At 67.4% G+C, this 16,121-nt stretch carries 24 protein-coding genes; 6 read left to right on the top strand and 18 right to left on the bottom strand.

Annotation, left to right across the window (positions count from 1 at the left end):
* Positions 1 to 299 precede the first annotated feature (299 nt).
* The 4 genes from J7E25_RS09205 to J7E25_RS09190 are packed head-to-tail and all read right to left on the bottom strand — an operon-like array spanning position 300 to position 2,579.
* Positions 300 to 1,064, bottom strand: a complete 765-nt coding sequence (locus J7E25_RS09205; RefSeq protein ID WP_214869827.1) for an ABC transporter permease — start codon at positions 1,062 to 1,064, stop codon at positions 300 to 302.
* Positions 1,061 to 1,879, bottom strand: coding sequence for an ABC transporter ATP-binding protein (locus J7E25_RS09200; protein ID WP_214869826.1), 819 nt, complete (start codon positions 1,877 to 1,879; stop codon positions 1,061 to 1,063). Before J7E25_RS09200 ends, J7E25_RS09205 begins: the two co-directional genes overlap by 4 nt.
* A complete protein-coding gene (locus J7E25_RS09195) occupies positions 1,876 to 2,244 on the bottom strand; it encodes a DUF1048 domain-containing protein (RefSeq protein WP_214869825.1) in 369 nt (122 codons plus the stop codon). The genes J7E25_RS09200 and J7E25_RS09195 overlap by 4 nt, the downstream gene beginning before the upstream one ends.
* Positions 2,245 to 2,246: 2 nt before the next feature.
* On the bottom strand, positions 2,247 to 2,579 hold the full coding sequence (locus J7E25_RS09190) for a PadR family transcriptional regulator (protein ID WP_214869824.1): 333 nt from the start codon (positions 2,577 to 2,579) through the stop codon (positions 2,247 to 2,249).
* Positions 2,580 to 2,728: 149 nt separating this feature from the next.
* On the opposite strand from J7E25_RS09190, the gene J7E25_RS09185 reads away from it, so the two are divergent.
* On the top strand, positions 2,729 to 2,875 hold the full coding sequence (locus J7E25_RS09185; protein ID WP_214869823.1) for a hypothetical protein: 147 nt from the start codon (positions 2,729 to 2,731) through the stop codon (positions 2,873 to 2,875).
* Between the two features lie 62 nt (positions 2,876 to 2,937).
* Here the strand turns inward: J7E25_RS09185 and J7E25_RS09180 are convergent, their stop codons facing one another.
* The 8 genes from J7E25_RS09180 to J7E25_RS09145 all read right to left on the bottom strand — a co-directional run bounded on the left by J7E25_RS09180 (position 2,938) and on the right by J7E25_RS09145 (position 8,014).
* On the bottom strand, positions 2,938 to 3,153 hold the full coding sequence (locus tag J7E25_RS09180; RefSeq protein WP_214869822.1) for a hypothetical protein: 216 nt from the start codon (positions 3,151 to 3,153) through the stop codon (positions 2,938 to 2,940).
* Between the two features lie 91 nt (positions 3,154 to 3,244).
* Positions 3,245 to 3,640, bottom strand: coding sequence for a hypothetical protein (locus J7E25_RS09175; RefSeq protein ID WP_214869821.1), 396 nt, complete (start codon positions 3,638 to 3,640; stop codon positions 3,245 to 3,247).
* A 157-nt stretch (positions 3,641 to 3,797) separates the two neighbouring features.
* On the bottom strand, positions 3,798 to 4,382 hold the full coding sequence (locus J7E25_RS09170) for a hypothetical protein (protein ID WP_214869820.1): 585 nt from the start codon (positions 4,380 to 4,382) through the stop codon (positions 3,798 to 3,800).
* A complete protein-coding gene (locus J7E25_RS09165; protein ID WP_214869819.1) occupies positions 4,379 to 4,954 on the bottom strand; it encodes a helix-turn-helix domain-containing protein in 576 nt (191 codons plus the stop codon). The genes J7E25_RS09170 and J7E25_RS09165 overlap by 4 nt, the downstream gene beginning before the upstream one ends.
* 120 nt (positions 4,955 to 5,074) lie before the next feature.
* Entirely contained in the window at positions 5,075 to 6,301 is a 1,227-nt protein-coding gene (locus J7E25_RS09160) for a DUF6596 domain-containing protein (RefSeq protein WP_214870051.1), read from the bottom strand.
* On the bottom strand, positions 6,298 to 6,633 hold the full coding sequence (locus tag J7E25_RS09155; RefSeq protein ID WP_214869818.1) for a YciI family protein: 336 nt from the start codon (positions 6,631 to 6,633) through the stop codon (positions 6,298 to 6,300). The genes J7E25_RS09160 and J7E25_RS09155 overlap by 4 nt, the downstream gene beginning before the upstream one ends.
* Positions 6,634 to 6,684: 51 nt before the next feature.
* Positions 6,685 to 7,284, bottom strand: a complete 600-nt coding sequence (locus J7E25_RS09150; protein ID WP_214869817.1) for a dihydrofolate reductase family protein — start codon at positions 7,282 to 7,284, stop codon at positions 6,685 to 6,687.
* Positions 7,285 to 7,438: 154 nt separating this feature from the next.
* A complete protein-coding gene (locus J7E25_RS09145; RefSeq protein WP_214869816.1) occupies positions 7,439 to 8,014 on the bottom strand; it encodes a dienelactone hydrolase family protein in 576 nt (191 codons plus the stop codon).
* Between the two features lie 108 nt (positions 8,015 to 8,122).
* Here J7E25_RS09145 and J7E25_RS18325 point away from each other — a divergent pair, with 108 nt between their 5' ends.
* Complete coding sequence (locus J7E25_RS18325; RefSeq protein WP_214869815.1) at positions 8,123 to 8,545, top strand: type II toxin-antitoxin system death-on-curing family toxin; 423 nt, start codon at positions 8,123 to 8,125, stop codon at positions 8,543 to 8,545.
* Positions 8,546 to 8,893: 348 nt separating this feature from the next.
* Here J7E25_RS18325 and J7E25_RS09135 read toward each other — a convergent pair whose 3' ends face one another.
* From J7E25_RS09135 to J7E25_RS09120, 4 genes are read right to left on the bottom strand one after another with little or no spacing between them, the layout of a single operon-like run.
* Positions 8,894 to 9,355 carry an SRPBCC family protein gene (locus J7E25_RS09135; protein ID WP_214869814.1) on the bottom strand — a complete coding sequence of 154 codons (462 nt, stop codon included), beginning with the start codon at positions 9,353 to 9,355 and terminating at the stop codon, positions 8,894 to 8,896.
* Entirely contained in the window at positions 9,352 to 10,950 is a 1,599-nt protein-coding gene (locus tag J7E25_RS09130) for an MFS transporter (protein WP_214869813.1), read from the bottom strand. Before J7E25_RS09130 ends, J7E25_RS09135 begins: the two co-directional genes overlap by 4 nt.
* Complete coding sequence (locus tag J7E25_RS09125; RefSeq protein ID WP_214869812.1) at positions 10,947 to 12,083, bottom strand: serine hydrolase; 1,137 nt, start codon at positions 12,081 to 12,083, stop codon at positions 10,947 to 10,949. The genes J7E25_RS09130 and J7E25_RS09125 overlap by 4 nt, the downstream gene beginning before the upstream one ends.
* A complete protein-coding gene (locus tag J7E25_RS09120; RefSeq protein ID WP_214869811.1) occupies positions 12,076 to 12,450 on the bottom strand; it encodes a helix-turn-helix transcriptional regulator in 375 nt (124 codons plus the stop codon). Before J7E25_RS09120 ends, J7E25_RS09125 begins: the two co-directional genes overlap by 8 nt.
* Positions 12,451 to 12,632: 182 nt before the next feature.
* On the opposite strand from J7E25_RS09120, the gene J7E25_RS09115 reads away from it, so the two are divergent.
* Complete coding sequence (locus J7E25_RS09115) at positions 12,633 to 13,427, top strand: SDR family NAD(P)-dependent oxidoreductase (RefSeq protein WP_215009264.1); 795 nt, start codon at positions 12,633 to 12,635, stop codon at positions 13,425 to 13,427.
* Between the two features lie 74 nt (positions 13,428 to 13,501).
* On the opposite strand, the gene J7E25_RS09110 is transcribed toward J7E25_RS09115, so the two are convergent.
* Complete coding sequence (locus J7E25_RS09110; RefSeq protein ID WP_214869810.1) at positions 13,502 to 14,071, bottom strand: hypothetical protein; 570 nt, start codon at positions 14,069 to 14,071, stop codon at positions 13,502 to 13,504.
* Between the two features lie 290 nt (positions 14,072 to 14,361).
* Here J7E25_RS09110 and J7E25_RS09105 point away from each other — a divergent pair, with 290 nt between their 5' ends.
* The 3 genes from J7E25_RS09105 (at position 14,362) to J7E25_RS17865 (ending at position 15,370) form a co-directional block, all read left to right on the top strand.
* Entirely contained in the window at positions 14,362 to 14,712 is a 351-nt protein-coding gene (locus J7E25_RS09105; RefSeq protein WP_214869809.1) for a metallopeptidase family protein, read from the top strand.
* Positions 14,713 to 14,786: 74 nt separating this feature from the next.
* On the top strand, positions 14,787 to 14,990 hold the full coding sequence (locus J7E25_RS09100; protein WP_214869808.1) for a ribbon-helix-helix protein, CopG family: 204 nt from the start codon (positions 14,787 to 14,789) through the stop codon (positions 14,988 to 14,990).
* On the top strand, positions 14,987 to 15,370 hold the full coding sequence (locus J7E25_RS17865; RefSeq protein WP_214869807.1) for a type II toxin-antitoxin system death-on-curing family toxin: 384 nt from the start codon (positions 14,987 to 14,989) through the stop codon (positions 15,368 to 15,370). Before J7E25_RS09100 ends, J7E25_RS17865 begins: the two co-directional genes overlap by 4 nt.
* Positions 15,371 to 15,408: 38 nt before the next feature.
* Here J7E25_RS17865 and J7E25_RS09090 read toward each other — a convergent pair whose 3' ends face one another.
* A complete protein-coding gene (locus J7E25_RS09090; protein ID WP_214869806.1) occupies positions 15,409 to 16,083 on the bottom strand; it encodes an NAD-dependent epimerase/dehydratase family protein in 675 nt (224 codons plus the stop codon).
* Positions 16,084 to 16,121: the final 38 nt, after the last annotated feature.

Raw genomic sequence — 16,121 nt, 5'->3', positions numbered from 1 at the left:
GGATAGTGCATACCGGTGAGGGAGCAATATGCAACTCCGTATAGGGCTCCACTGCTCCTCGGGTGGACCGCCGTGGCCCGATACGCCCAGTCCTACTCGTCGCCCTCTGCCAGTGTCAAGAGTCTGCAGGAAACCGAGCAAATCCCCGGTCGGGGCTCTGACCTGTGGTGCCGCACCCTTGCAACGACCGCGAGCCTCGGACCCCGCGATTTGGAGGACTCGGAACGCCCCGCGATCGTGGAGTTCCACGATCGCGGGGCGTTCCATGCGGCTCATGCCGGCCCCGTGACGACGACGGCTCAGTTCATCTTGCGACGGTAGATGGCGATCGCGAAGCCGTAGGAGATGACGAGGATGCCGACGCACCAGGCGAGCGCGATCCAGATGTCGCCGCCAACGGGTTCCTGCGCGAACAGGGCTCGGATGGTGTCGACGATCGACGTCACCGGCTGGTTCTCGGCGAACCACGCCACCGGGCCCGGCATCGTGTCGGTGGGTACGAACGCCGAGCTGATGAACGGCAGGAAGATGAGCGGGTAGCTGAACGCGCTCGCGCCGTCGACCGTCTTCGCGGACAGGCCGGCGATCACCGCGAGCCACGTCAGCGCGAGGGTGAACAGGATCAGGATGCCGGCGACCGCGAGCCACGCGGCCACGCTCGCCCCGGTGCGGAAGCCCATGATCAGGGCGACCCCGATGACGATTGCCACCGACAGCAGGTTGGCGACGAGCGACGTCAGCACGTGCGCCCACAGCACGGACGACCTCGCGATCGGCATCGACTGGAATCGTTCGAAGATGCCGCCCTGCAGGTCGAGGAAGAGCCGGTACGCGGTATACGCGATGCCCGACGCGATCGTGATCAGCAGGATGCCGGGGAGCATGTAGTTGACGTACGACTCGTCGGATCCGGTGTTGATCGCGCCGCCGAGCACGTAGACGAACAAGAGCATCAGCGCGATCGGGGTGACCGCGGTGGTGATGATCGTGTCGGGGCTGCGGAGGATATGGCGCAGTGAGCGGCCGGTGAGGACGCCGGTGTCGCCGAGGACATGCGTGGTCATCGCGATTCCTTTCCTGCCGGCACCGGACCGCGGTCGCGGTCGTCGTCGGCGTCGTTCGTGCCGTCGTCACCGACGAGCGTGAGGAAGACCTCTTCGAGGGTCGGCTGCTTCTCGACGTACTCGACCTTCGCGGCGGGAAGCAGCTGCTTGAGTTCGGCGAGGCTGCCGTTCTGGATGATCGTGCCCTTGTGCAGGATCGCGATGCGGTCGGCGAGCTGTTCGGCCTCGTCGAGGTATTGCGTCGTGAGGAGCACGGTGGTGCCGGCGTCGGCGAGCGACTTCACGGTCTGCCAGACCTCGATCCGCGCCTGCGGGTCGAGGCCGGTGGTCGGTTCGTCGAGGAAGATGATCGGGGGATTGCCGATCAGGCTCATCGCGATGTCGAGGCGGCGGCGCATGCCGCCCGAGTACGTGGACGCCTTCCGTCCGCCGGCCTCGCTCAGCGAGAAGCGTGCGAGCAGGTCGTCGGCGATCGCACCCGGGTTCTTCAGGTGGCGGAGCCTGGCGACCAGCACGAGGTTCTCCCGGCCGCTGAGCACCTCGTCGACGGCGGCGAACTGCCCGGTGAGGCTGATCGATTCCCGCACGTCGCCGGGGCGCGCCGCCACATCGAAGCCGTGGACCGAGGCGGTGCCCGCGTCGGCCTTCAGCAACGTGGACAGGATCTTCACGACCGTGGTCTTGCCGGCTCCGTTCGAGCCGAGCAGGGCGAAGATGCTGCCCCGCGCCACGTCGAAGTCGACGCCCTTCAGCACGTGCAGGTCTTTGAACGACTTCTGCAGGCCCTGCACCCGGATGGCTGCTTCGGCGGTCATCGCTGCTCCCCTCGCTCGGCGTCTTCGACCGCCTTGAGCAGGCGGGCGCGTTCCTTGTCGATCCACTGCGTGCCGCCGTAGGCCTGCGTGAACGTCTCGGCGAACTCGACCGGGTCGTCTCCGACGATCGCGCTCACGGGCGTTCCGTCGACTGCGGCGCGCTCCCAGAGGTCGGCGAAGTCGCCGAACATCTTGACGATGGTGTCGCCGTCGGTGATGCCTCCGTAGTACATGAAGTACCGCTCGAAGGCCTTCGCGGCGGTGGCGTACGGCTCGGGGAGGGCCTCGATGCGGGCCTTGTACTGCTTGTACTGCTTCTTCTGCTCGAGCGACCCGGTGAGGGTCTCGATCCACTTCGCGGCCATGGTCACTTTCCTTCTTCCTTGCGGAGCTGTTCGATACGTTCTGCGAGGAAGCTCCACGTCCCCCAGAACTCTTCGAGTTCGTTTCGTCCCTGCGTATTGAGCGAGTACACCTTTCGCGGCGGACCCTTCTCGGACGGGACCTTCTCGACGTCGACGAGGCCGCGCTGCTCGATCCTGACGAGCAGCGCGTAGATGGTGCCCTCGGCGATGTCGGAGAAGCCCTGCTCTCGCAGCCGCGCGGTGATCTCGTATCCATACGCCGGCTGCCCGGCCAGGATCGCGAGGACGATGCCCTCCAGAGTGCCCTTGAGCATCTCGGTCATCTGCTTTCCCATCACTCCTCCTTTCACTACTCGGTGTTGCTGGGTACCGGTACATAGTTACACAGATGACCGGTAGATAGCAAGACTGAATACCAGTACTCGGTCTAACTGATGAGCGGCGCTTCGCGGCCCCGTCACGACCCGCCTCCCGAAGCGTCGACGTGAACGACCACTCGCCGTGGCGGAGCATCCGCGAACCGACCGTGCTGGAGCGCATGGAGCGATCGGATGCCGCAGCCGAGGTTCGTTCGATCCGAGTCGCCCGCCCCGACGGTGCGGTGATCGCCGCCAAGTACGCGCCCGCGTAGCGGGCCTCCCGTCGGTCGTGCACTACCGACGGTCGCCCGCAGTGTCAGGCTCGCGACGGGCCTCAGGCAGGCCCGGACCCGGCCCGGGACGCGGCCATCGCCTCGCTGAGCACGGCGCGTGGGTCGCGCGGGGCTCGGCCGATCGCGTGGAACTCGTCGAACCCGACCGGGAAGTACCGAACCTCGTTGCCGCTCAGCTCGGCCAGCATGGCCGCCACCTCGGCGACCGGGGCATCCAATTCGTACACCGACGCGAAGTGGCCCGCTGCGAGACCCACCGCGAGTTCGTCCTCGAACGCGAGCCTGGCCCGATCGAACCGGTGAGGCCCGGGCGAGCCGCCCCGCCCGGGCACCTTCTCCAGCGGACGGCTACATCATCGACTGCAGCAGCTGCGTGGCTCGCTGGTTGTCGCTCGTCGCGAGGACGACGCGATTCCTGGACGCCACGTAGACGAGGGCGATGTTGATCCCGGCGTCGCCGAGCGCGCGCGTCATCGCGCCGAACCGGCCCGGCGTGTCCACGTCGGGGTCGGACAGCGGTGGACTGACGAGCACGTCCGTCTCGGCCTCGACCGTGATGCCGGCACTCTCAAGCGCCGCCTTGGCACCGGCGACGTCATCCACGAGCACGTGGACGGCATTCTTCCCCCCGACCACCACGACGCAGAGGCCCTCGATGTTGACACCCGCGTTGCCGAGCGCCTCGCCGAATCGAGCCCCAGAGCCGGGCACGTTCTCGAGGTTGACCAAGAGATCCTTCGCCATTGCGGCACCTCCTTCTCGGATGCCTCAGGTCTACGCCCGAGCCCGCCGCGCGTCAACGCTTGGCCAGCCTGTTGTCCGCAGCCCGTCGACGACGATGGCGACGACCTCAGGGGCGCAGCGCCCGAACCCTCGCCGCAGCGTACGTGGAGAGCCCAGTTCAGTCGGCGCTCGGTGCGATATCCACGTTCTTCGGCGTCGCTGGAACCTCGGGCACGCCGGCCCGAAGGATCAACTCGACCATTCGGATGGCCCGCTCGGGAAGCACTTCACCCGAGTAGTACTCCTCGTAGAGCTCTTCGGCTTCGGCGAGCGTCGCGATGCCGCAGATCGCCATCAGCTTCGCGGCATCCGTGTCATCTCGGCCGGGTCGGTTGGCCTTGAGCTTCATCGCCAGCAGCGCTTCGGGCGAGGCGACCTCGATGACGACCTCGCCGTCGTCGTGGAGCGTGACCCACTGCACCGGCGTGGCGCCGTATTCGGGGATGAAGCCTGCCGCCTTGTTGTTGAGCCAGTCGTCGGGCCAGTCGTTGGCGCGCGCGATCGCCCTGGCGGCCGCTTCGACGGCGTCGGTGGAACCGATGAAGTGCGCATCGATGTCGACGGTGGAATCCCGTTCGAAGTAGCGCAGGGCGATGGCGGCGCCGCCGACGATGCGGATGCCGCTGCGGGTGCCCGATTCCCGGAGTCGAGCGACGAGTTGACGCAAGCTCTCTTCGAGCAGGTCGCGGTCGAAGAGGGTCATACGCTGCGCAGGGTGTCTTCGTCGATGAGCACGCGCCGCTCACGGAACGCTGGAGGCACACGATCGGACTCGGGCGCCAGTGTGTACGGGCCGACCCCGAACACCCAAGAACGCTTCAAGAAGCGTGACGGATGCGTCGCCCACTCGGGAACCGGCAGGTGCTCCTCGGTCAGGTGATGCGCGACGAGGGCTGCGATCGCGGCATCCCACTGCTTGGAGCCCGTCGATTCGGGTTCGGCGATCGCGAGTGCGAACCGAACCGCGCCGTGCTCGGAGACCAGGTTGTCGTTGAGCTGGATGAAGCGTCGCAACGCTCGCTCGGGGCGCCCGAATGCCAGGTCGGCGCGGATCTCGGAGCCGATCACGGCCGCGTCATCTCGGAGGGTTGGCACGGCGACCAGGCGATGGCCGGCGCCTCGAAGCGCGCGCTCGACGGTGTCGAATGACGGGTTCTGGCGGTCGCCCTCGATGAGCGAGAGGTGCGACTGTGTCAGGCGCGTGCGGCGCCCGAGGCTCGCCTGCGTGAGCCGTCGACTCTTTCGAGCCGAGCGAATGAGGGTACCTGCGGTCATGAAGCCCTCCTAAAAATACGCTCTGTTGAATATTCTACTCCATTGCTGCGCGTCACGAGATCTCGACGACGCGGTCGGGCACGCGATGAACGCTCAGCGATCGGGTACGGCTCGCAGCGCCTAGCCGAGTTCGTCGCGGCGGTGTGACAGGTAGGCGGTCTCGGCGGTGTTGCCCGCGAGAGCGATGGCCCGGTCGTAGGCCGCGCGCGACTCCGCGCGGCGCTCCAGCCTGCGCAGCAGTTCGGCGCGAGTGGCATGGAAGGCGTGATATCCATTCAGCGCGTCGGTGAGGCGGTCGATGATCGCCAACGCGACATCCGCACCATCGAGCTCTGCGACCGCGATGGCACGGTTGAGGGCGACTATCGGCGAGGGGTCGAGGCGCACCAGCTGGTCGTAGAGGGCGACGACCTGCGACCAGTCGGTGTCGCGGGCGTCTCGCGCGTCGGTGTGCACGGCGTTGATCGCCGCGAGCAGCTGGTAGCGGCCGGGAGCGGCCCCGGAATCCAGGCGTTCTCGCACCAGCCGGTGGCCCTCCGCGATCAGCTCAGCATCCCAGGCGTCGCGGTCCTGCTCGCCGAGAGGGACGAGCTCGCCCGCCGCTGAGACGCGGGCGGGGCGACGAGCCTCGGTGAGCAGCATCAGCGCCAGCAGGCCGGCCACCTCGCCGTCGTCGGGGAGCAGCTCGCGGATCAGACGCGTCAGCCGGATCGCCTCGGCGGTCAGGTCGTGCCGCACGGGGTCGGTGTCGGGGCCGGTCGCGAGGTAGCCCTCGTTGAAGACGAGGAACAGTACGGCGAGCACGCCCGTGATGCGCGCCGGCAGATCCGACGCGGACGGCACTCGGTAGGGGATGCCGGCAGCCGCGATCTTGCCCTTCGCGCGGGTGATCCGCTGCCCCATGGTGCTCTCCGACACGAGGAAGCCGCGGGCGATCTCGGGCACGGTGAGGCCTCCGACCAGGCGCAGCGTCAGCGCCATCCGTGCCTCCATCGCCAGGGCCGGGTGACAGCAGGTGAAGATCAGCCGAACCCGGTCGTCGTCGATCGCGCCGAGCGGCTCGGGCGGGGAGTCATCCGTCAGCATCAGAGCCTCCCTTTGCTTGTCAGTGCGCTTGTGCTCGCGCCGGATCCGGTCGATCGCCTTGCGATTCGCGGTCGTGGTGAGCCACGCGCCGGGGTTGGGCGGCACGCCGTCGGCCGGCCACCGCTCGACGGCGGTCGCGAATGCCTCGGCCGCCGCCTCTTCGGCGATGTCGAGGTCGCCGAAGCGTTTGGCGAGTGAGGCGACCACCCGTGCCCACTCCTCGTGATGGGCACGGGTGATTGCGGCGCTCGCGTCGATCAGGCTCCTACCGCCAGGATCGGTCGCACCTCGAGGCGACGGTTGCAGGCCTTCGACCCATCGGCCATGAGCTCGAGCGCGACGTCGAGGTCGGGGGCGTCGATGATCCAGAAGCCGGCCATGTGCTCCTTCGACTCGATGAAGGGCCCGTCGGTGAACACCGGCTCGTCACCTCGGCCGTCGATGACCGTCGACGTGCTCGGTGCGGCGAGGCCGGCCGCGAACACCCAGTGGCCACCCGCCCGGAGGCGGTCGTTGAACTCGTCGATCGCCCGTGCCTCTTCCGGCGTGCCTGAGTTGGTCTTGTCGTGGATCACGGAAACGAGGTACTGCATCTCACACCTCCAGGATGTGGTTCACGGCCATACTGCTACGAACGCTGCCTGCTACGCATACTGCGGGCGCCCGCCCGGCCGGTAGGTCTGCACCGTAATGCCAGTCGGGAACGTGCGCGATTCCACCAGGTCGAGTGCGATGTCCCTGCCCGCGTCGGGGAACAGCCGCGTGCCCGCGCCGACGATCACGGGGAAGACGATCAGCGTCATCTCGTCGACGAGTTCGTGTTCGAGCAGCCAGCGGATCAGCTGGCCGCTTCCGTGCACCTGCAGCTCGCCGCCCGGCTTGGCCTTCAGCTCGCGGATGGCTGCCTCGAGATCCCCGGAGAGCACGGTCGTGTCGGCCCACTGCGGGTCGGTGATCGTGTTCGACGCGACGAACTTCGGGCGTGAGTTCAAGGAGCTGACGAACGGATTGTCGAAGTCGTCTCGCACGCCCCAGTAGCCGGCGAACAGGTCATAGGTGCGCCGGCCGAAGAGGAACGCGTCGGCGCGCTGGTAGAAGTCGCCGATGTAGCCGGCTGACTCCTCATCGCCGAGCGGCAGCGACCACCCGCCTCGGTCGAACCCGGGGTCGAGCTGCGGATTGTTCCCACCATTCGCCTGCATCACGCCGTCGACGGTGATCTGGGTGTTGGTGATCAGCTTCATGATCGTGGTCCCTTCTCAGGGCGCCCCTCGCGGGCGACCTCTCACCCTTGCTACGAACGAGGTTGACGTGATCCGACACCGCCCGCGAAGAATTCTCTGAACGACGGATGCCGCGGGCGGCTCGCGCGGTCGCGGCATCCGTCACGCTCGAGCGTCAGCCGACTCGCGCGAGGAACTCGAGCACGCGATCTGTGAGGAGCCGGGTCGCGCCAGCGTCGTAGCTCGGCAGGCTGGAGTCCGCGAAGTAATGCTGGTTGCCGGGATAGAGGAAGAGTTCAGCGTCGTCGGCTGACTCGACGAGCTCGCGGGCGGCATCGACGTCGCCTTCCCCCATGAAGATCGGGTCGGCGTCCATCCCGTGGATCTGCGCAGGCAGGTCGGCCGGCCACGCGCCGAACTCCGAGGGCGGGAGGCAGGAGTAGAAGAACAGCGCGCCCAGTGCACCAGGGCGGGTCTGGGCGAGTCTCTGCGCGGGCACGACTCCGAGCGAGAAGCCTGCGTAGACGAGCTCGTTCGTCAACGCCTCCGCCGCGCGCTCGCCTCGCGCCATGATCTCGTCCCAGCCGACCTCGCTGGCGTACCCGACGCCCTCTTCGATCGAGCCGAAGGTGCGCCCCTTGAACAGGTCGGGCGTGTGCACGGTGTGGCCGGATCGGCGCAACTCGCTCGCGAAGGCATGCAAACCCTCGGTCGGGCCGAGTGCGTGGTGGAAGAGCAGTACATCTGACATCGTGATCTCCTCGTTCGCCGATGGATCTCCGATCGAACGAAAGCTACTCGCTCGACCCAGCGATGTCGATCGGTCAACGCATCACGGTGCGCAGGATGACCGACCGACGTGCGCCGCGGCCTCGCCCCGTACGTGTCGGAGTACCTCATTCCGCCCTCTCTCTATCCCGAAGACGTGGAAGTCCTCCTCGATGAGGAGGGCTTCCACTACAAGGACGGCGCACGCGGCCGCAACCTGCTCCTCTCGGCGCTCGCCGCACCGATGCCGGTCTTCGGCGAAGACGTGCATCCGACGTTCGATGAGAAGGCGGCGGTGCTGCTCCTGGCGGTGATGCGCAATCACGCGCTCGCCGACGGCAACAAGCGGCTGGCGTGGTTCGTGACGGCCGCGTTCCTCGAGCTCAATGGCGTCGATCTGGTGGTCGACGATGTTAATGGGGCTGATCGGATTGTTCGCTCGGTCGCGTCGGGAGACGTCGAGCTGGGAGACGTTGCCGATTGGGTTCGAGAACGGATGCATCCGCTCGCGTAGCACTGCACCGCGCGAACGTGACATCACTCGCCCCGAGGTGCCTCTGCCTCTCAGCCGCTGATCCGCAGATCACGCCACCTGAACCCGCCGGGCTGGGCAGGCTCTCGCGGATCTGCTCGGCCGTGAACATGCGCCGCGGTCGCAGGTCATCGGGTACGGATGCCGCGGGCGGCGCGGCATCCGTCACGCCCTCGGCGAGCATGCGCACCTGCGCCTTCGAGACGAGCGGCACCTTCATCGTCCACTCGGTCACCTGCGCCAGCGCATATTGCGCCCACACCGGCCACGGCACCACGACCACGCGACGATCGACGACGGATGCCACGCGCCGCACGGCCGTCGATAGCATCAGCTGCTCAGGTCGAGCGACGCTCCGAGCAGGTCGAGCAGCTCGATGGTGCCGCGTTCGCGCTCCGCCGGGTCGTCGTGGCCGTCGAAGAACGCGCCCTGCTCGGTGAGCGTGAGGCGCGTGCCGCCGTCGATCGGCTCGAACACGAGCGTCGCGAGCGAGGCCGAGAGCTTCGCGCCATCGACGATCATCGTGTAGCTGTACACGATGCGCTCGTGCTCGACGATGTCGTGGTAGATCGCCTCGAAGGTGTGGATCCGCCCTTCGTAGGGCCCGCTGTTGAGTTCGCGACCACCCTCACGGAAGTCGAACTCCCAGGTGATCTCGGGGCCACCGGCGGGATCGGCGAACCATTTCGCCTTCTCCCGTTCGTTCGAGAACGCCCCGAACACCCGCGTCGGAGGGTGCGGGTACTGCCGTTCGAGGGCGAAGGTCGAGTGAACGGTCGTGTGCTCGGTCATGCGGATTCTCCTGTCGGTCGTGGTTGCTCGATGGTCGAAGCGGATGGTTCGGTCGTGGAGCGCTCGGTGGTCGCCCCGCCCGTGCGAAGGAGTATGGCGGTAAGCACGGCAAGCGTCACGAACACGGCCGAGCCGATGCCGGCCGCGACACCGACACCGGCAGTGAATGCCGCGCGGGCGGCATCGAGCAGCGCCCCGGCAGCTTCTGCGGGCAGGCCCCCCGCTGCCGTGGCGGCCGACGTGATGCCGTCGAGGGCATCACGGCCCGAGTCATCCGGAACCGACAGCGGCAGGGTCGCGGCCAGCTGGACGCGGTAGACCAGGTTCGCCAGGCTGCCGATGACTGCGATGCCGATCGCGATGCCGAACTCGTTCGCGGTCTCGTTGACTGCGGCGGCCGAGCCTGCCTTCTCGGGTGGGGCCGCACCGAGCATCAGCGCGGTGAGCAGCGACATCGGGAACGAGAGCCCGAAGCACGCGAGGACGAACCCGCCGATGATGAGCACCGGGCCATCGACGAGCCCGGTCTGGGTCACGAGGGCGAATCCGATCGCACCCAGCCCGAAGCCGAGGGCGACGATGGTCGGCGCGCTGAGCCACTTCGCGAGCAGCGGTGGAACCTGGAAGCCGATGATCATCGCGATGCTCTGGGGGATGAGCCAGAGCCCCGCGACGAGCGGTGAGAGGCCGAGCACGGACTGCAGGTACAGCGCGATCAGCAGCGAGAATCCCGACATGATGATGCCCGCGACGAGCATCGTCCCCAGGGCCGTTCCGAAGACCCGGTTGCGGAACAGGCCGAGGTCGAGGAGCGGATCGCCGATCCTCGACTGCCGACGCACGAAGAGCACGCCGATCGAGATTCCGATGATGATTGCGACGGCCGGAGCGACCTGCAGTCCATTCCGGGCGAGGTCCTTCAGCCCCCAGACCACGGGGAGAATCGCCGCGAGCGAGAGCGCGACGCTGACGAGATCGATGCGGCCGGGGTCGGCGGCGCGGTACTCGGGAAGGAAGATCGGGCCGAGCACCAACAGCAACCCCATCACCGGGACGCCGATCAGGAACACCGAGCCCCACCAGAAGTGCTCGAGAAGTGCGCCGCCGATGAGCGGGCCTACGAGCATTCCGCCCATGAAGCAGCTGAACCAGACGCCGATCGCAATACCCATCTGCCTGGGATCGTGGAACATGTTCCGGATGAGCGCCATCGTCGAGGGTGCGAGTGTGGCTCCGGCGATGCCGAGCAATGCCCGCGCGGCGATGAGCATCTCGGGTGTCGTCGAGAACGCTGCGAGCACGGATGCCGCAGCGAACATGCTTCCTCCGATGAGCAGGAGTCGGCGTCGACCGATGCGGTCACCGAGGTTGCCCATCGTCACGAGAAGTCCGGCAAGGAGGAACGAGTAGATGTCGAGGATCCAGAGCTGCTGGGTCGCGTCGGCGTCGATCGCGGCGCTGAGTTGCGGCAGCGCGAGGAAGAGCACGCTCACGTCGATCGACAGCAGCAATGTCGGCAGCGCGAGGACGCCTAGGCCGACCCATTCCCGACGGGTGGCGACGGCGGCATCCGCTTCGACCTGAGTTCTCGTCATGACGACACGACCCGATCGGCGGCGAACTCGGCCGTGACGAGTTCGCTCACTCCCTGCAGGATGCTCATGTCGACGGGGTTGAAGCGGTTCTTCGTCACGGCGACCGACACACCGGTCGCTCGATCGGCATGTGCACCGCTGCCTCCGATGCCCACCATGCCGAACATCGTCGGGAAGTCCTCCGCGGCGGACGTGCCGGGCCACCCGACGCAGTACCCGAGCGACCACACTGACGGGCCGCCCGTCATCTCGTCGATGAAGCCCCCGGTCGCGAGGGTCGACATCTCGGCGAGCCGCTCTGGCGAGACGAGCCGAACACCGTCGACGTCGTCGAGCAGCGCAGCGTACATACGTGCGATCGCCCGAGCACTGAGCGTTCCCTGGTACGGAAGATCGGCGGTGAGCACGTCGACACGGTTGCCGAAATCGGCGTCGGGCACGACTTGCCGTGGCGCGGCGGCGAAGAGCGGGAACTCATCCGGCAAAGATGCGAAGATCGCGTGCCCCTGGGGATCGTTCTCGAGCACGGCGACACGCTGGAGTTCGGCAGCGGGAACCCCGAATCGAAGCTCGTGTTCGATTCCGAGCGGTCCGCCGATTTCTTCGGCGAGCACCTGCGAGATCGTCTTGCCCGTGGCGCGCCGGACGAACTCGCCGAGCAGGTGACCGAACGTGCCGGCGTGGTAGCCGACTCGCTCTCCCGGCGCCCACAGCGGCTCGGCGTCGGCCAGCATCGCGGTCATCCAGTCCCAGTCGCAGAGCTGCTCGACCGACACGTCGCGCGGCAGCGCCGGCACGCCGGTCGAGTGAGTGAGGAGGTGGCGCAACGTGGTCGACTCCTTTCCATGCGCGCCGAACTCCGGCCAGACCTCCACAAGCCGTGAGTCATAGCCGAAGGCGCCGCGCTCGACGAGCACGTGAGCTACGGTGGATGCCACGGCCTTGCCCGTCGAGGCGGAGTAGACGAGCGTGTCGCGCGTCATAGGCCGTCGGGATGCCGCGTCGGCGAGGCCGGCCGCGATGTCGAGCACGAGCTCGCCGTGGCGATACACGGCAACCTGCACTCCCTGCTCGGTTCCGTTCTCGATCGCGGTGGCGACGAGCCCTTCGATGCGGTCGGGGAGGTCAGTCATGGCTACTCCTGGTGGTCTGGGTGGTGGGGTCCTGTGTCAGCGCTTCGGCGTCGGCGTCGAGGTGATCGCCGAGTCGATCGAGCCGCTGATCCCAGATGGTGCGGCGATCGTGGATCCATTGCTCCGCCCGGCTCAGCACGTCGGATTCGAGCGTGCACGTGCGCACCCGGCCGGCCTTCTCGGAGCGCACGAGCCCGCTGGCTTCGAGAACCGAGAGATGCTGCATCACCGCCGGCAAGGACATGTCGAACGGCTCGGCGAGCTGCGACACCGATGCCGGCCCGCGGCTCAGCCGATCGACGAAGCTTCGTCTGGTCGGGTCCGCGAGTGACTGGAATACACGATCCAGATCGAGATAGTTAGGCACGTACTTAACTATAGGGAGATTCGAGCGATAGTCAAGTAATCGCTTAAGTGTGCGCTGCCTGGGCCGTCTTCACGCGGACTCGACCTGCGGCCATTGACCTGCAATCAATGGGTTGCAATTCGTGCAGGAACCTGCAATCATAAGGTTGCAATAACCGACGAGTGAGAAATGGAGGCGGCGTGATGCTGCTGGAGAACAAGGTGGCCGTGATCCATGGCGGTGGCGGTTCGATCGGAGGGGCGGCGGCACGAGTGTTCGCCCGCGAGGGCGCACGGCTGTTCCTCGCGGGGAGGAGCCTGCCGCGGCTCGAGGCCGCGGCATCCGTTGCCAGAGCCGAGGGGGCGGATGTCGCGATCGCCGTCGTCGACGCGATGGACCAGGCCGCGGTCGACCGGCACGTCGATGAAGTGGCGGATGCCGCCGGCCGCATCGACATCGCCCTGAACACGGTGGGTTTCGACCACGTGCAGGGCCTGCCGATCGCCGAGACGTCGCTCGAGGACTACCTGCACCCCGTGGTCGGGTACCTGCAGACGAACTTCGTGACCGCGAAGGCCGTGTCGCGGCACATGATCGCGCAGGGGAGTGGCGTGATCCTCACGATCTCGACGCCCGGTGCGCGGCTCACCGGTCGCGGGCTCATCGGCAACGCGGCGCAATCTGCCGCGCTCGAGGGGTTCTCACGCGCGCTCGCCGGCGAGCTCGGGCCCGACGGCGTGCGGGTGGTCTGCGTGCGTCCGCACGCGATGTCGGATGCCCTCGCCACCTCGTACACGGGCGAGATGTTCGGCCGCATCGCCGACGCAAGTGGGGTCCCGATGGAGCAGTGGCTCACCGGCTTGGTGGGCATGACACTGCTCGGCCGGCTCCCGGTGCTGGGCGAGGTTGCGGAGTACCTCGCGTTCGTGGCATCCGATCGCGCACGCTCCATCACCGGAGCGATCGCGAACCTGTCGGCCGGGGCGCTCGTCGACTGAGCCCGATGTCGGCACGGGCTCGCTGGGGCACGCAAACGAGCGAGCGGTCAGGCATGACCGCCTCGTAGCGGGCTTCAGTCTGCGAAGCGAATCGAGTCCGCGATCTCGGAGTACTCCGAGAGGTTCGCACCGCCCTCGGCGTCGTCGACCTCGATGGCCAACGTGCCATCGCCATAGGCCAGCAGGTAGAGCCGCATGGTCAGTCCGGGAATCATGGCGTGCTCGAGCTCCGAGGGTGGCTGGCCGATGAACAACGGAACGATCCGGAAGTCCTCGCGACCGTCACAGTTGAGGCCGCCGCCGGCCGCGAGGGTCAGGTCCAGCACGCGACCGTCGAGGCCGCCCACTTCCACCGCTCCGCCGTCGGACACTACGAGAGCCGGCTCGGCGGCCAGCCGCGCGGCGATCTCATCCGGTGTGCGTCCGGTGCCCGCCAGCGCGGCCGTGCAACTGAGCTCCAGGGCCGCAATCGACGTATAGATCCCGATGTAATCGCTCGTGCCGGCGTCCACCCCTTCAAGGCTTCCGGTGGGCGGCACGAGTAGGAAGTTGCCGGGGAGGTCTTCGAAGTTGGCCCAGCCTTCAGGGACCTCGTAGGTGATACCGGGGGTGAACCGCTGCGTCGTATAGGTGCCAGGGTCCAACGGACCGAGGCAGCTGCCTCCATGCGGATTCGGGCACGCGGGGACGCTCGGCGATGCCTCCGGAGGAGGTGCGGGGGAAGCGCAGCCGGCGAGCGCTGCGATGAGTGCTCCGACGAGGACGGCCGACGCGTGTCTGAACTGAGTCCGACTCATGATTGAGGGTAGGGCACGTCGGAGCTCGGTGAAAATGCAGCAGACGTCGCAGTCGAAGTGCGGTCGGCACATGCTCGCGGTGGCGGGCGAGAGGGTGCTGCGGCGGCGACCTCCCCGGGAGCGGGCACAATTGGGACATGGTCGAGATCTCCGATGACGACTTCGAGCGGTTGGTCGCAGAGGAGTTCGACGCGCTTTCCGACGACATGGTGCGGGGCATCGAGAATGTCGCGATCCTCATCGCGAACCAGCCGCCGGGGGAGCGCCCGCGGCTCTTCGGGTTGTACAGCGGGCGTCCGCTGAAAACGCGCGGGGTGTACGGGTACGGCGAGCTTCCCGACCGCATCACGCTGTTCAAGAACAACATGCAGGAGCACAGCGCCGACCTCGACGCGCTGCGGTCGCGGGTCCACATCACACTCGTGCACGAGATCGGTCACTACTTCGGGCTCGACGATGCCCGGCTTCGAGAACTCGGCTGGGCGTAGGCCGCTGACCCGTTCGCGTGAGGTATCAACTTGATACCTCCGCGGTAGAATGAGCTTCGACGAAAGGAGCTGCCATGGCGATGACCCTGCGCCTCGACGAGGAGCACGACCGCCTGCTCGCGGCTCTCGCTGCGAAGTTCGGGCGCTCGAAGACCGAGGTCGTCGAGATCGCCCTCGACGAACTCGCGGCTCGCGCCGACAAGTCGGCTCGCACTCGGGCCGCGTTCGAGCGTGTTCGTGCCCGCGATGCCGACCTCCTCGACCGCCTCGCCCGGTGACAGAGTTTCTCGACCCGGAAGACGTGGAAGCCCTCCTCGATGAGGAGGGCTTCCATTACAAGGACGGCGCACGAGGTCGCAACCTGCTGCTCTCGGCGCTCGCCGCACCGATGCCGGTCTTCGGCGAAGACGTGCATCCGACGCTCGATGAGAAGGCGGCGGTGCTCCTCTTGGCGGTCATGCGCAATCACGCGCTCGCCGACGGCAACAAGCGCCTGGCGTGGATCGTGACGGCAGCGTTTCTCGAGCTCAATGGCGTCGATCTGTTGGTCGACGATGTCGATGGGGCTGACCGGTTTCTTCGATCGGTCGCGTCAGGAGACGTCGAGCTGGGAGGCGTTGCCGATTGGGTTCGAGAACGGATGCATCCGCTCGTGTAGCTCTCCGGTCGAAGGCCGAACGGGTGTTGGCAACGAGTTCAGCGCCTTGGCTGACCTTCGCCGCTGACCCGCAGGTCCCGCCATCCGAACCCGCCCGGTTCGGGCAGGGTGCTGCGGATCTGCTCAGCCGTGAACATGCGCCGCGGCTTCAGATCATCGGGCACGGATGCCGCGGGCGGCGCGGCATCCGTCACGCCCTCGGCGAGCATCCGCACCTGCGCCTTCGCGACGAGCGGTACGGTCATGGTCCACTCGGTCACCTGCGCGAGCGCGTACTGCGCCCACACCGGCCACGGCACCACGACCACGCGACGGCCGACGACGGATGCCACGCGCCGCACGGCCTTCGACAGCAGCAATTGCTCGGCGCCGACGACGGCGACGGTCTCACGCGGCATCCGACCATTGACCGCGGCCTCGAGGATGTCGGTGAGGTCGTCGATCGGGATGGGCCGGATGGGCTTCTCGCGGAAGCCGACCGTCGCGAACACGGGAAGTGTCTGCACGGTGCGGCCCAGGTGATCAATGAGGTGATCGCCGCGGCCGTAGACGACCTCGCACTCCTCGAATGCTCGCGTCAGCGCGTCGACGTCGCTGGTGTCGACCCCGGTGCGTCGCGAGATGACGACGGATGCCTCAGGGCCGAGCCGTGCGGCCAGGTGGCGTCCGACGAAGCCGGTGCCGCCGGTGATCGCGGTGCGGGGTGGGGTCATGGGGCGAGTCTACGGATGCGGCGTGACGCATCGTGACG

The organism is Agromyces sp. ISL-38, from assembly GCF_018613935.1.
Classification (GTDB): Bacteria; Actinomycetota; Actinomycetes; order Actinomycetales; family Microbacteriaceae; genus Agromyces.
This window is presented reverse-complemented; position numbering and strand designations above follow the sequence as displayed.